The 13,898-nt window shown below is 64.4% G+C and carries 13 protein-coding genes; 11 read left to right on the top strand and 2 right to left on the bottom strand.

From position 1 onward, the window contains the following. Positions 1–324: 324 nt before the first annotated feature. A complete protein-coding gene (locus DBO85_RS19790) occupies positions 325–1,416 on the bottom strand; it encodes a methyl-accepting chemotaxis protein (RefSeq protein WP_407681488.1) in 1,092 nt (363 codons plus the stop codon). 960 nt (positions 1,417–2,376) lie between these two features. Here DBO85_RS19790 and DBO85_RS16535 point away from each other — a divergent pair. Together DBO85_RS16535 and DBO85_RS16530 are read left to right on the top strand one after the other, a co-directional pair. Continuing rightward, the gene (locus DBO85_RS16535) at positions 2,377–3,186 is read left to right on the top strand and encodes a hypothetical protein (protein ID WP_108108494.1); all 810 of its coding nucleotides are present in this window, start codon (positions 2,377–2,379) and stop codon (positions 3,184–3,186) included. 67 nt (positions 3,187–3,253) lie between these two features. Then, the gene (locus DBO85_RS16530; protein WP_108108492.1) at positions 3,254–3,811 is read left to right on the top strand and encodes a methyltransferase family protein; all 558 of its coding nucleotides are present in this window, start codon (positions 3,254–3,256) and stop codon (positions 3,809–3,811) included. 676 nt (positions 3,812–4,487) lie between these two features. Here DBO85_RS16530 and DBO85_RS16525 read toward each other — a convergent pair. Beyond that, the gene (locus DBO85_RS16525; protein ID WP_108108490.1) at positions 4,488–5,384 is read right to left on the bottom strand and encodes an acyltransferase; all 897 of its coding nucleotides are present in this window, start codon (positions 5,382–5,384) and stop codon (positions 4,488–4,490) included. Between the two features lie 202 nt (positions 5,385–5,586). Here DBO85_RS16525 and DBO85_RS16520 point away from each other — a divergent pair, with 202 nt between their 5' ends. The 9 genes from DBO85_RS16520 to DBO85_RS16480 all read left to right on the top strand — a co-directional run bounded on the left by DBO85_RS16520 (position 5,587) and on the right by DBO85_RS16480 (position 13,731). After that, positions 5,587–6,825: an HD-GYP domain-containing protein gene (locus DBO85_RS16520; protein ID WP_108108488.1), complete on the top strand. Its 1,239-nt coding sequence runs from the start codon at positions 5,587–5,589 to the stop codon at positions 6,823–6,825. Between the two features lie 76 nt (positions 6,826–6,901). Further along, positions 6,902–7,591: a two-component system response regulator CreB gene (gene creB / locus DBO85_RS16515; RefSeq protein ID WP_108108486.1), complete on the top strand. Its 690-nt coding sequence runs from the start codon at positions 6,902–6,904 to the stop codon at positions 7,589–7,591. Beyond that, positions 7,591–9,015, top strand: a complete 1,425-nt coding sequence (gene creC, locus DBO85_RS16510; protein ID WP_108108484.1) for a two-component system sensor histidine kinase CreC — start codon at positions 7,591–7,593, stop codon at positions 9,013–9,015. The genes creB and creC overlap by 1 nt, the downstream gene beginning before the upstream one ends. A gap of 52 nt (positions 9,016–9,067) precedes the next feature. Then, positions 9,068–9,502 (top strand): CBS domain-containing protein, encoded by a 435-nt coding sequence (locus DBO85_RS16505; protein ID WP_108108482.1) that lies wholly within the window; start codon positions 9,068–9,070, stop codon positions 9,500–9,502. A gap of 104 nt (positions 9,503–9,606) precedes the next feature. Further along, a complete protein-coding gene (gene creD, locus DBO85_RS16500; RefSeq protein ID WP_108108480.1) occupies positions 9,607–10,953 on the top strand; it encodes a cell envelope integrity protein CreD in 1,347 nt (448 codons plus the stop codon). A 43-nt stretch (positions 10,954–10,996) separates the two neighbouring features. Continuing rightward, positions 10,997–11,302 (top strand): hypothetical protein, encoded by a 306-nt coding sequence (locus DBO85_RS16495; protein WP_407681483.1) that lies wholly within the window; start codon positions 10,997–10,999, stop codon positions 11,300–11,302. Then, positions 11,299–11,487 carry a hypothetical protein gene (locus DBO85_RS16490; RefSeq protein WP_108108476.1) on the top strand — a complete coding sequence of 63 codons (189 nt, stop codon included), beginning with the start codon at positions 11,299–11,301 and terminating at the stop codon, positions 11,485–11,487. Before DBO85_RS16495 ends, DBO85_RS16490 begins: the two co-directional genes overlap by 4 nt. Before the next feature lie 199 nt (positions 11,488–11,686). Continuing rightward, the gene (locus DBO85_RS16485) at positions 11,687–11,953 is read left to right on the top strand and encodes a DUF4212 domain-containing protein (RefSeq protein ID WP_108108474.1); all 267 of its coding nucleotides are present in this window, start codon (positions 11,687–11,689) and stop codon (positions 11,951–11,953) included. 11 nt (positions 11,954–11,964) lie between these two features. Further along, on the top strand, positions 11,965–13,731 hold the full coding sequence (locus DBO85_RS16480) for a sodium:solute symporter family protein (RefSeq protein WP_108108472.1): 1,767 nt from the start codon (positions 11,965–11,967) through the stop codon (positions 13,729–13,731). The last annotated feature ends 167 nt before the right edge of the window (positions 13,732–13,898 follow it).

Here is a 13,898-nt window from a genome sequence, read left to right as displayed (position 1 = left end):
GTGAAGCGAAGGAGGTGGTCACGAAGGAAGCCTGCGGCAAAAGAAATCGGCGCGCAGTGTAGCAGGCGGGCAGCCAGGGGCCGATCTGTAGCGTGCGGGTTGACGCAGGGGTGATCTCTGTTGGGCCTTGCGGCCCAACCTACACATTGGGGTTGGCGTGGCGGCTTTGCCGAGGTTGCTGTTGGGCCTTCGGCCCAACCTGCTCGGTGCGGCGTTGTAGGTTGGCGCCGAGCATGGCGAGGCCCAACGATGCGGTGGCTCAGGCCCGTAGGGTGGATCAGCCGCAGGCGTAATCCACCGCTGAGGTCACGTCATGGCAGACGATCAGCTCACCCCCAACGCCTGCGGGACGATGCCTGTGCCCAGCGTTCCCCAATGCCGTCCGCGCACGTAGAGCGGTACGAAGAGCACGAAGCAGACGATGTTGCCGGGCAGCACGAAGGTGCCGAAGCCGATGTGGGTGCAGTCGCGGATGTTCTGCAGGTCGACCTTGTTGGTCACTAGGAAACGCATGAAGTTGCTCTTGATCGCATCCACCTCCGGGTTGCCGGTGGGCGGGTTGGACGACTCGGGGCGCGCGCAGGGCAGGTAGCCCATGTCGTTGGTCGGCAGGCAATAGATGATGCCGTCCTTGCCCTGGCTGCTGTTCCATTCGTTGAGCAGCGGCTGGGCGGCCTGGCGGAACGGGCCGACCCAGCTGGCGTCGTGCTTCTGCGGATTGGTATTGGGGATTGGCGTATAGCGTTCGTCGTGCAGGTTCACACCCTGGTCGGCGAGGCGTTCCATGATCTCCTCAAGCGCGGTACGGCGCTGCATGAGCAGGTCGGTGATCTGCTCCATGCGGCCGTGGCCGAGGCGGAAACTGGCCAGCTGGCGCAGCACGCGGTTGGTGGCGTCGCGCAGCCCGTCGGCCTTGGCGAAGGAGGTCTGCATGTCCTTGCCGATCTGCAGGCTGAGGTTGCGGATCTCGGTGCTGTGCTCGTGGCTCTCGCTGTTGGTGATGGACAGCTGCTCCAGTGCCGAGCTGACCATCAGCAGGTCGCCGTTGGCCGATTCGAAGTCGGCGACCATGGCGGCGAACTGCGATGAAGAGGCGGCGATCGCGTCGCTGGCAAGGGCCGAGCGCTCGATCATGCCCTGGGTGCCCTCGTCGGCGCCGGCTACGGCGCTGGCCATGTTGCCGACCAGGCTCTGGATCTGGTCGGCGGCCTTGCCGACCTTGGCCGCCAGGGAGCGCACTTCGTCGGCGACCACGGCAAAGCCGCGGCCCTGCTCGCCGGCACGGGCGGCCTCGATGGCGGCATTGAGCGCGAGCATGTTGGTCTGCGCGGCGAAGTCGAGCACGGTGCCGAGGATGTTGCGGATGCTGCCGGAGCTTTCCTGCAACTGGTCGATGGTGCTGCGGAAGTTGCCCATGATCTCGCTGATCCCGGCGATCTGCCGGCTGACCTCGGCCAGTTCCTGCTGCGAACTGCGTGCGACCTCCAGATTGCGGCTGTTCATCGAGGCGATGGCGCTGCTGCGCTGGGAGACTTCCTGTACCGCAGTGGCGGTCTGCTCGCTGGACTGGAACACCAGTGCAGAGACTTCCTCCTGGCGGTTGGCGCCCTTGGCTGACTGCTCGGCAAGCAGGCGACCCTGTGCCGAGGACAGGCCGATGACCAGATTGTGCTGCTGGAACTGCTCCATGATCTGGCGCAGGCGAGTGGCGAAGGCGTTGTACTGCGCGGCCAGCCCCGCATAGGGACTGCCGGGCGCGACTTGCAGGTCCGCGCTGAGGTCGATCTGCTCGCCGTTGGCCGCCTTGAGCAGCTGCTCCAGCTCGCCCAGGACCGGGTCGCCGCGGCGCATGCGCCAGGTCAGCCAGAGGCCGACGCCAACGAGGATCAGTGGAGCGACCTTCCACCCGCCTGGCGCCAGCAGCAGCGCGCCGCCGGCCAGCAGGAGCAGTACCAGCATGAGCATGAAGCTCAGCGTTGTGGGGGAGGGGCCAGAGGCTTTCTGCACGTTTGGATTCTTGTCGTTCATGGGGCGAACCTGTCGAGGACTGCGCGGACTGTTCGTGCCTGCCAATGGTTTTTGTTTTCGGCAGGGATATTCAAGGTCCGTCCGCTGGACCCCGGTGATGCTGTATCGGCCGTAGTGGCAATTTAGTATAGGGAGGGAAAAATAATTTCCGACTGTCGTCCGCGGCCAAAACGCTCAATGGTCAGGGCGATTCGGCCAACTGCGCGGACTCTTTGCCAGTCGTCGCCGACGAGCGTACTGGCGTCGGGCAGTTGTTGTGATGGGTTTAATGGCGGCGCGCGCCAGCCTGAGCTCCAATCCGCTCCCTGCGGGGAGGGGCCCCGTCTTTATCGTGGTGGAGTGCTCTACATGGACAGTGGCAAAGCGCTTTTAAATCAGTTCTGGGAAACCTTCAGCGCTTGGGGACTGTTCCTCAACGGCCTGGGCGGCGCTTTGCTCGGTCTGCTGCTGGGCGTCGTCCTCGCGGTGCTGCTGCAGCGTTCCGGCTGGCTGGGGCGGCGTAATCGATGGCATCACTGGCTGCTGAAACTGTATTTCCTTGCGCTTCCCGGCCTGGGGATAGCCCTGGGCGTCCAGGCAGGCGTGCTCTACGCGGTGCAGAAGGAAGCCTATCGCCAGATCGACGCCTTCAAGCCGCAACTGCAGGCCGAGGCGGATCGCTATCTCGATGACTTCCAGGCCTACGTGCACGCCCAGCAGCTGGGCGTCGTGGATCTGCGCGAGGACTCGCTACGCGAACTGCTGGCGCGCATGGTGCGGGACTATCTGCGCGAGAACCCGTTGCTCGGCTTCGAGGGTCGTGACGACTCGGTGCTGGAGATGGCCGGCTACAAGTTGATGGAAGGTTTGCGCGAAAGCGTGCTGATCAGTCTTGCCAGCGACCAGTTGATAAAGAAGGCCGCGGGCTACAGCCGCCTCGACGAGAAGACGCTGGAGAAGATCATCCAGACGCGTTTCTCAGAGCTGTTCAGCGCCGACTTCGTGCTTGGTCTGGCAAAGAAACAGGTTGCGGCTCTCATGCAGGGCTTCTACCTGGGTGTGCTGATGCAGTTGCTGATAGCGCTGCTGCTGATCGGGCTGGAGGTCGGCCTGTCGCGCTGGTTCGGTCAGCTACGCACGCTGGACGCCGCGCTGCAGCCGCCGCTGCCGGTTGCCTGAGCGAAGCGGCAAAGGCCGCGCACTTGTCTTATAGTGCGCGGCCTTTGCGAATCACCGGCCGCACGCGATGACTCTTCTCTACGATCTGCTCTTCATCTGTCTGGGCCTGGCCCTGGCGGGAGTGTCCTGGCGTTCGCTGCGCGATCCCGGCAGCCATGGCTTCTACCGGCTGTTCGTCTTCGAAGCCGCGCTGCTGCTGCTCTGGCGCGCGCTGCCGGTCTGGTTCGCGGCGCGCTTTGCCTGGTATCAGCTGATTTCCTGGGGGCTGCTGTTCGTTGCGCTGTACCTGTTGCTGCACAGCCTGTATCTGTTGCGCAGCCGGGGCGGGCAGGGCGCAGCGCGGCCGGGGCAGGAGGCCAACTTCGCCTTTGAGAACACCGCCTCGCTGGTCGAGAGTGGCCTCTACCGATGGGTTCGTCATCCGATGTACAGCGCCCTGCTGCTGTTCGCCTGGGGGCTGTTCTGGAAGCGCCCGGACCTGCTCGGCGGTATCGCTGCCGGGGTCGCGACGCTGGCCATGTTGGCCACGGCCCGGGTCGAGGAGCGCGAGAATCTGGCGACCTTTGGCGAGGCCTATCGGGATTATATGAAGCGTACTTGGCGTTTTATTCCGTTGGTGTTCTAGCTTGGGCTGAGCGGTGCCTGTCTTAGTTTCGTTGTTTCGTGTCTGGGCTCATTGCCCAGTGGCCTGGGGATTCTGGTTTCGGCCCCCCGGCCGAGTTCCTTTTGGCATTGCCCCAAAAGGAACCAAAAACGCTAGCCCCGTCATCCGGCCCTGCGCTGCGCGCAGGGTGCCTTCGCTCCATCGGCGCTCCGAGGGGCCGACGTAGAAGGACCATCCATGGTCCTCTACGTCTTTCGCGGCATCCATACCGCTCACCCCTCTACACGACGACTGCGCTCAGCCGGATAAAAGGGGCGATAGGTCGTGCCTGAAAGTCTGTGCTGTGGAAAGGCAAAAGATTCAAAAGAAGAGCGGCCAGGCAGCTCGGTGCCAGATCCCCTTACAGAAGGCCGAGTGGAGGTGTTGCGCAGGAGGTGAGCGGCAGGGATGCCGCGAAAGGCATAGCGGGCCAGGGACGGCCCGTGTATGCCGGCCTCTGGAGCGGCGCCGGAAGGAGGGAACCCTGCGCGAAGCGCAGGGCCGGATGTGGGGGTGTGTTTCTTTGCTTACTTTCTCTGCACAAGCAAAGAAAGTAAGGCGCCCGGAAGGGCGAAACCAGAAGCATCAGCCGGCGCGACAAACAGTCGGGCACCGAGCCAGGGGCGCTCACTAAGCCCATCGACGCGTGAGCCAGTGCTTACGACTCCTGCGTCTCCGCCCGCAGCTCGGCGATCCGCGCATCCTTCTCCGCCCAGAGCCCGCTGACCCAGCCCTGGACGAACTGTCGGAACAGCGGATCGTTCTGGTAGTCGCCCTGCCAGAGGGCCGGGTCCAGCTCGCGGGTGCGGATGTCGACGATGACCCGCGGCAGCTGGCCACTGATCAGCTTCCAGAAACCGGGAATCCTGCCCTCGGGATAGACCAGGGTCACGTCGAGGATGGCATCCAGCTGCTCGCCCAGCGCAGCCAGCACGAAGGCCACTCCGCCTGCCTTGGGCTTGAGCAGATGTTGATAGGGCGAGCCTTGCGCCGCGTGCTTGGCGGGGGTGAAGCGAGTGCCTTCGAGGTAGTTGACCACGGTGACCGGCAGATCGCGGAATTTCTCGCAGGCGCGCCGGGTGATCAGCAGATCCTGGCCCTGCATGTGCGGGTTGCGCGCCAGGAACGCCTTGGAATAGCGCTTCATGAAGGGGTAGTCGAGCGCCCAGAAGGCCAGGCCGAGGAAGGGCACCCAGATCAGTTCGCGCTTGAGGAAGAACTTGAAGTAGGGCGTCTTGCGGTTGAAGGCCTGCACCAGCGCCGGAATGTCGACCCAGGACTGGTGGTTGCTGATCACCAGATACGAGGTATCGCTGCGCAATTCGCCACCGCCGCGGATGTCCCAGACGGTCGGCGTGAGGGTGGCAAAGATCAGCTTGTTCAGCTCCGCCCAGGTTTCCGCTATCCACATCACTCCGCGCGAACAGGCCAGGCGCAGGCGCCGGCCAGGCAGGATCAGGCGCATCAGCGCGAGCAGCAGCATTGGGCCGATCAGAATCAGCGTGTTCAGTAGTACCAGCAGAATGACGCTCAGACCGGTGATGAACGGACGCATGCGTGCTCCTTGTAGGCGAGACCGGGGCTGATGATAAGGCAAGCCCCGACCTTGGGCGATGGTCGAACTGGCGGCCCCCTGGGCCACGTGCCATCATCCTGAACAGGGCTCGGGGTATACGCTGCAAGGGGCGTGGTACGTGTCAGGACGACAGAATTCGCTCCGAATGTGTTCCGTTGGCTAGTTGCAGTCAGGTGTCGTCGTGCTGAAACGTATCAAGGTGGTGGATGCCCGCGTGGGCATGTTCGTACAGGAGTTCTGCGGCTCATGGATGGACCACCCGTTCTGGAAGGCACGCTTTCTGCTCGATAGCGAGCATGATCTGCAGCGTATTCGCGGCAGTGCCATCACCGAGCTGTGGATCGATACGTCCAAAGGCCTGGATGTACTCGGTGGTGCCGGCCAGAGCGAGGCCGAGGTGGCTGCCGAGACCGAGGCCCTGCTCGCTGCGGTGCGGGCTCCGGAGCCGGTCCGGCCGGTGGATCTGGATCAGGAGCTGGAGCGCGCGGTGCGCCTGTGTGCGCGAAGCAAGAAGGCCATCGTCAGCATGTTCAGCGATGCGCGCATGGGCCAGAGCATCGAGATCGGCGGCGCCCGCGAGCTGGTCGAGGAGATCAGCGACTCGGTCATCCGCCACCCCAGCGCGCTGATCAGCCTGGCGCGGCTGAAGACCTCGGACGAATACACCTACATGCACTCGGTGGCGGTCTGCGCATTGATGATCGCTCTGGCGCGCCAGCTCGGCCTGCCCGATCGTGAGGTGCGCGAGGCCGGTCTGGCCGGTCTGCTGCACGACATCGGCAAGATGGCCATGCCGATGGAGGTGCTGAACAAGCCGGGCAAGCTGACCGACGAGGAGTTCGACATCATGCGTTCGCACCCGGCGGCCGGGCACGCCATGCTGCTCGGCAACGAGGTCAGTGCGCAGGTGCTGGACGTCTGCCTGCACCATCACGAGAAGGTCGACGGCAGCGGCTATCCGAACCGGCTGAGCAGCGATCAGATCAGCCTGCAGGCGAAGATGGGTGCGGTCTGTGACGTGTATGACGCGGTCACCTCGGACCGCCCCTACAAGCGTGGCTGGGATCCCGCCGAGTCGATCCGGCGTATGGCCGAATGGACCGGGCATTTCGATCCGGCGGTATTCCAGGCCTTCGTCAAGTCGGTGGGCATCTATCCGGTCGGCTCGCTGGTGCGGCTGCACAGCGGGCGCCTGGGCGTGGTGATGGAGCAGAGCGACAAGTCGCTGCTGGCGCCGAAGGTCAAGGTGTTCTTCTCGGCGCGCTCGAAGACCCCGATTCCGCAGGAGGTCATCGATCTGGGCCGGCTTGCCGGCGCGGACAAGATAGTCGCGCGGGAGAACCCGGGCGACTGGAACTTCCCCTACCTCGACGAGCTCTGGTCCGGCCTGCCGGCGAGCAAGGGTTCGCACTTCGACTGATGCGGCGCCCCGGTGGTTGACGGCCGCGCGTGCGCTGCGGCACCGTGCGCGTCACTGCGCACACGCCGGGACGCCCATGCCGCACATTCTCATCGTCGAAGACGAAGCCGCCATCGCCGATACCCTGATCTTCGCCCTGCAGGCCGACGGTTTCAGCACGCGCTGGTTCAGCCTGGCGGGGGAGGCGCTCGACTACCTGCAGCAGGAGGTCGTCGACCTGGTGGTGCTGGATGTCGGCCTGCCCGACATCAACGGCTTCGAGGCCTGCCGCCGGTTGCGGCGCTTCTCCGAGGTGCCGGTGATCTTCCTCACCGCTCGCGATGCCGAGATCGATCGGGTGGTGGGCCTGGAAATCGGCGCCGACGACTATGTGATCAAGCCCTTCAGCCCGCGAGAGCTCAGCGCCCGGGTGCGCGCCATCCTCAAGCGGGTGGCGCCGCGGGCAGAGAGTGTCGCACTGGTGGCGGAAGCGGCGCCGTTTCAGGTCGATCTCGAACGCATGCGCATCAGCTATCGCGCCCAGCCGCTGACGCTGACCCGGCATGAGTTCCGTCTGCTGCAGTGCCTGCTCAGCCAGCCGGAGCGAGTGTTCTCCCGCGAGCAGTTGCTCGATGCGCTGGGGGTGGCTGCCGAGGCCGGCTACGAGCGCACCATCGACAGCCACATCAAGAGCCTGCGCGCCAAGTTGCGCCAGGTGAAGGACGATGCCGAGCCGATCCAGACCCATCGCGGTCTGGGCTACAGCTACCTGCCGGGTCAGGCCTGATGCCGCTGGGGATACGGATATTCCTCGCCTACTTCCTGTTTGTCGGGCTCGCCGGCTATTTCGTGCTGAGCACGGTGATGGACGAGATCCGCCCCGGGGTGCGCCAGTCGACCGAGGAGACCCTGGTCGATACCGCCAACCTGCTGGCCGAGCTGCTGCGCGACGAGGTGCGTGAAGGCAGCCTGGCCCAGAGCCGCCTGCCGGAGGTGCTCAGGGCCTACGGCCAGCGCGAGCCGCAGGCGCGCATCTGGGGCGTGGAGAAGACCGAGGTCAATCACCGCATCTACGTCACCGATGCCAACGGCATCGTCCTGCTCGACTCCAGCGGCGAGGCGCTGGGTCAGGACTACTCGCGCTGGAACGATGTCCATCTCACCCTGCAGGGCAAGTACGGTGCGCGTTCGACCCGTGAAGACCCGGAGGATGAAGACTCCTCGGTGATGTACGTGGCAGCCCCGATCAAGGCCGATGGCAAGATCATCGGGGTGGTCTCGGTGGCCAAGCCGAACCGCAGCCTGATGCCCTATATCCAGCGTTCGCAGCGCCGCCTGGGCTGGCTCGGCGCGGGTCTGATCGGGCTTGGCCTGCTGGTCGGCGGGCTGCTGTCCTGGTGGTTGAGCGGCTCCCTGCGGCAACTGACCCGCTATGCGCAGGCGGTCAGCGCCGGCGAGCGCGCAGCGGTGCCGCGCCTGCGTGGCGGCGAGCTGGCGCAACTGGCCGAGGCGGTGGAGCGGATGCGTGTGGAGCTCGAAGGCAAGGCCTATGTCGAGCGCTACGTGCATACCCTGACTCACGAGCTGAAAAGCCCGCTGGCGGCGATTCGCGGTGCCGCCGAACTGCTCCAGGAAGACATGCCGGCGGCTCAGCGTGAGCGCTTCGTCGGCAACATCGGCAACGAGAGCGCGCGCATGCAGCAGCTGATCGAGCGCCTGCTGAATCTGGCGGTGGTCGAGCAGCGTCAGGGGCTGGAGGAGCGCGTCGAGGTCGGTCTGCTGGAGCTGGTCGAAGAACTGGTCGAGGCCCAGCGGCCGCGAATCCAGTCTGCCGCGTTGCGGCTGGAGGTGGACCTGCAGCCCGGCATGCGGGTATCGGGCGAGCGCTTTCTGCTGCGCCAGGCGCTGGCCAATCTGCTCGACAACGCGCTGGACTTCACGCCGGCGGGAGGGCGCATTCGCTTCGATGCCTGTCGTCAGGGCGGCTTCTGGCTGGTGCGATTGTTCAATCAGGGCGATGCGATTCCCGACTTTGCCCTGCCGCGTCTGTGCGAGCGGTTCTATTCGTTGCCGCGGCCGACCAGCGGCCGCAAGAGCACCGGTCTGGGTCTGAATTTCGTCCAGGAAGTGGCTACCCTTCACGGCGGCAGCCTGGAGCTTCACAACATCGATGAGGGCGTGCAGGTGCTGTTGCGCCTGCCGGCGGCCTAGGTCGCTATATGAGAACGTGCGCCGAGGGCGCAGAAGAGGAAAGGGCATAACAATGAAAACAGTCGCCGAGATTCTCAATTCCAAGCCGGACCACAGCGTCCATGTGATCTCTCCGGACGTGCCGGTGCTGGAGGCGATACGGCTGATGGCCGAGAAGAACATAGGCGCCCTGGTGGTGACCGAGGGCGAGCGAGTGGTAGGCATCGTCAGCGAGCGTGACTATGCGCGCAAGATGATCCTGGCGGGACGTTCCTCGGCGGTGACGCCGGTCAGCGCGATCATGACCAGCGATGTGATCACGGTCGAGCCCAAGGCCAACCACGAGCAGTGCATGCAGCTGATGACCGATCGCCACCTGCGTCACCTGCCGGTGGTCGATGGCGGCCGTCTGGTCGGCCTGCTGTCGATCGGCGACCTGGTGAAGAACGTGATCGCCGAGCAGCAGAGCCTGATCCGCCATCTGGAGCAGTACATCCGCGGCGAATAGCGCTTCTTCACACAATCTCCACAGAGTCTCCATCGGCAGCGCACAAGGGCTGCAGATTGACGGCGCAGCATCGGCTCCAGTCGAAATGAACTGGAGAACCACTGATGAACCGCAACCTGCTGCTCAAGCTCGGCGTCGTGCTGCTGCTGGTGATACTGCTCTTCATACCCCTGCTGCTGATCGACGGCGTGGTCGACGAGCGTCAGGGGCTGCGCAACGATGTGCTGCTGGATATCGCCCGCAGCTCGAGCCATAGCCAGCGCCTCACCGGCCCGCTGCTGGTGGTGCCCTACCGCAAGACCGTGCGCGAATGGCGCACCCACGAGAAGACCGGCACCCGCTACCTGGAAGAGCGCGAGAAGCGCGGCCGCTTCTACTTCCTGCCGGAACGCTTCGTCGTCGACGGCAACCTGACCACCGAGCTGCGCGCCCGCGGCATCTACGAAGCGCGCCTGTATCACGCCAGCACGGCGATCTCCGGGCGCTTCGAGATTCCCGCGCAACTGGGCATCGCCGAAGACTTCGCCGACTATCGTTTCGAGCCGGCCTTCCTCAGCCTCGGGGTCAGCGACATCCGCGGGATCAAGAACGACCTGCGCCTGGGGCTGGGTGAGCAGCGCGTCGCCTTCGCCCCCGGCAGCAACGAGCTGCTGCTCGGTTCTGGCGTGCATGCCACCCTGCCGCAATGGGAAGTGGCTGGGCCCCACGCCTTCGACTTTGCCTTCGATCTCGACCTGCTTGGCAGCAGCCAGCTGGACATAGTCCCGGTCGGCCGCGAGACCCAGGTCAAGCTGAGCTCCGACTGGCGCCACCCCAGCTTCGTCGGCAACTTCCTGCCGAGTGAGCGCGAGATCGACGCCAGCGGCTTTCGCGCCAACTGGCAGACCAGCTTCTTCGCCACCAACATGGAGGAGGTACTGGCCGAGTGTGAAAGTGGCCGTGAGTGCTACGGCCTGGCCAACAGCGGCTTTGGCGTCAGCCTGGTCGATCCGGTCGACCAGTATCTGAAGACCGATCGAGCGATCAAGTACGCGCTGCTGTTCATCGGCCTGACCTTCGCCGCCTTCTTCCTCTTCGAGGTCCTCAAGCGCCTGGCCATCCACCCGGTGCAGTACGGCCTGGTCGGACTGGCACTGGCAATGTTCTACCTGCTGCTGGTGTCGCTCTCCGAACACCTGGGTTTTGCCGCTGCCTATGGCATCTCCTCGGTCGCCTGCGTGTTGCTGATCGGCTTCTACCTGGCGTTCGTGTTGCGCAGTGCCTTGCGTGCGATCGGCTTCAGCGCAGGTCTGGCGGCGCTTTACGGTCTGCTCTACGGCCTGCTCAGCGCCGAGGACTACGCCCTGCTGATGGGCTCGCTGCTGGTCTTCTCGCTGCTCGCCTGCGTGATGCTGCTGACCCGCAAGCTGGACTGGTACGGCCTCGGCAAGCCCGAGCTGTCGCTGGACTGAGAAACGTCGGGCGCAGCTGGCTGCGCCCTTGCCAGGAGTTGCAATGATGAGATTCATGCTGCAGTTCTGCGCCTGCTTCTGCCTCGGCTTGGTGGTTGCGGTGCTGATCCTGATCGGACTGATGTTCGCCGGCCAGATGGACCTGGTGCAGGGACTGGTGTTCAGCGGCAAGCCGGTAGCTGGCGTGGCGCTGGAGCTGTTGCCGGATGGGCTGTGGACCTGGCTGACTGGCGTCGAGGGTGCCGCCGAGCACCCCAGCGTGACCTCCTTCCTGCAGTTGTGCGTGGCGCTGGCGCAGGTCGCGCTGCTGCTCGCGCTGGGCTTCTTCCGCCTCTGGTACCGGACATGAAGGTGCATGTCGGCTTGCGCGAGGAACGCCTGGAAGGCCATCGCCTGGCGCGGCGCATCGCGCTGTTGTTCCCGATGCCGGAAGGCGGTGCCGGGCAGGAGATCGAACAGGCCGGTGTCCGGCACATTCGCCCGAGCGCGCTGAAAAAACCCATGACCTGCGCTCGATCATCCCGGGCGGACTGATCATCTACCAGGCTTCGGGGCAGGCAGAGTCAACCTGTCGGGGCCGCCAGCGCCCTGCGGGCAACTTCCGTGCAACAGCGCAACCGCTCTGGCCCGGTACACCGGGCGTCCGCTAGACCAAAGTCTGACTAGCACTCGCCTGGCGGACTGCTAAGTTCCTTGAGGCAGAACAACAAAAACACCTCGAGGAGGGTCCCCTATGTCCGCTTCAAAGCAAGAAGCCGCGACTGCCTACTGGAAAGAGAATCTGCGCTGGATGCTGATTCTGCTGGTGATCTGGTTCGTGGTCTCGTTCGGCTTCGGCGTGCTGCTCGTCGATCAGCTCAATGCCATCCAGTTCTTCGGCTTCCCGCTCGGATTCTGGTTCGCCCAGCAGGGCTCCATCTACGTCTTTGTGCTCGAGATCTTCTTCTATGTCTGGAAGATGAATCAGCTCGATCGCAAGTACGACGTTCACGAAGAGTGAGGCTGGCGAGCATGGATACCCAAACCCTGATCTATCTGTTCGTCGGCGCGTCCTTCGCGCTCTATATCGGCATCGCCATCTGGACTCGCGCCGGCTCCACCAGCGAGTACTACGTCGCCAGCAAGGGCGTGCATCCGGTACTCAACGGCATGGCCACCGGCGCCGACTGGATGAGCGCGGCCTCATTCATCTCCATGGCCGGGATCATCGCCTTCGCCGGCTACGACGGCTCGGTCTACCTGATGGGCTGGACCGGCGGCTACGTGCTCCTGGCGATGTGTCTGGCGCCCTACCTGCGCAAGTTCGGCAAGTTCACCGTGCCCGAGTTCGTCGGCGCACGTTACTACTCGCAGACCGCGCGGGTGGTGGCGGTGATCTGCGTGATCTTCATCTCCTTCACCTACGTGGCGGGGCAGATGCGCGGCGTCGGCATCGTCTTCTCGCGCTACCTGGAAGTCGACATCAACACCGGGGTGATGATCGGCATGGCGATCGTCTTCTTCTATTCCGTGCTCGGTGGAATGAAGGGCATCACCTATACCCAGGTGGCGCAGTACTGCGTGATGATCTTCGCCTACATGGTGCCGGCGATCTTCATCTCGATGATGGTGACCGGCAACCCGATACCGCAGCTGGGCTTCGGCAGCGAGGTCAGCGGCACCGGACAGTCGGTGCTGGAGCGCCTCAACGGTCTGGGCGCCGAGCTTGGCTTCACGCCCTACACCGATGGCAGCAAGTCGACCACCGACATCTTCTTCATCACCATGGCGCTGATGGTCGGTACCGCCGGTCTGCCTCATGTGATCGTGCGCTTCTTCACCACCCCCACCGTGCGTGATGCGCGCAAGTCCGCAGGCTACGCGCTGCTGTTCATCGCCGTGCTCTACACCACTGCACCGGCAGTGGCGGCGTTTGCCCGTACCAACCTGCTGACCAGCGTGCCGAATACCAGCTACGAAGCAGTGCCGGCCTGGTTCAAGACCTGGGAGAACGCCGGTCTGATCGCCTGGATGGACAAGAACAGTGACGGTGTCATTCAGTACGGACCCGGCGCAGCCTTCGCCGGCAAGCCGGAGTTCACCGCCGAGCGTGGTGCTTCCGGAGAGCGTCTGCTGAAGAATGCGCCGACCCCGACCACCACCGAGGTTTACGTCGACAACGACATCATGGTTCTCGCCAACCCGGAAATCGCCGGCCTGCCAGGCTGGGTGATCGCGCTGATTGCCGCGGGCGGCCTGGCGGCGGCGCTGTCCACCGCAGCAGGGCTGTTGCTGGTGATCTCGACGTCCATCTCGCACGACCTGCTCAAGAGCAACCTGATGCCGAACATCTCCGAGAAGAAGGAGCTGCTCGCGGCACGTGTCGCCGCAGGCGTCGCGGTGGTGGTTGCAGGGTTGTTCGGCATCTATCCGCCCGCCTTCGTCGCTCAGGTGGTGGCCTTCGCCTTCGGTCTGGCGGCAGCGTCGTTCTTCCCGGTGATCGTGATGGGCATCTTCTCCAAGAAGATGAACAAGGAGGGCGCCATCGCCGGCATGCTGGTCGGGCTGATCTTCACCTTCAGCTATATCGTCTACTACAAGTTCATCAACCCGACTGCCGGGCCGAACGAGTGGTGGTTCGGTATCTCGCCGGAAGGCATCGGCACCCTGGGGATGATCTTCAACTTCATCGCCGCCGTGGTGGTGTCTAAGTTCACCGCAGCGCCGCCGGAGCACATCCAGCATCTGGTCGAGGACATCCGCGTTCCGCGTGGAGCGGGTGCGGCCATCGACCACTAAGAGGGTCCGCGACAGCAAACGCCCCGGCTTGCCGGGGCGTTTTTCGTTCCGGCGCAGGCTCGGGGTAGAAGGAGGTATGGCCGTATTGTCTCTAAGGTCCCTGCAAGCATGCAGATGTCGGACGCAAGGTGGAGTCCGCAGGGCGCAGCATTGCTGAGACAGCCGAG

Source organism: Pseudomonas mangrovi, from assembly GCF_003052585.1.
GTDB lineage: Bacteria > Pseudomonadota > Gammaproteobacteria > Pseudomonadales > Pseudomonadaceae > Aquipseudomonas > Aquipseudomonas mangrovi.
Note: the sequence above shows the minus strand (reverse complement) of the source record. Positions and strands in the feature narration are given on the sequence as shown.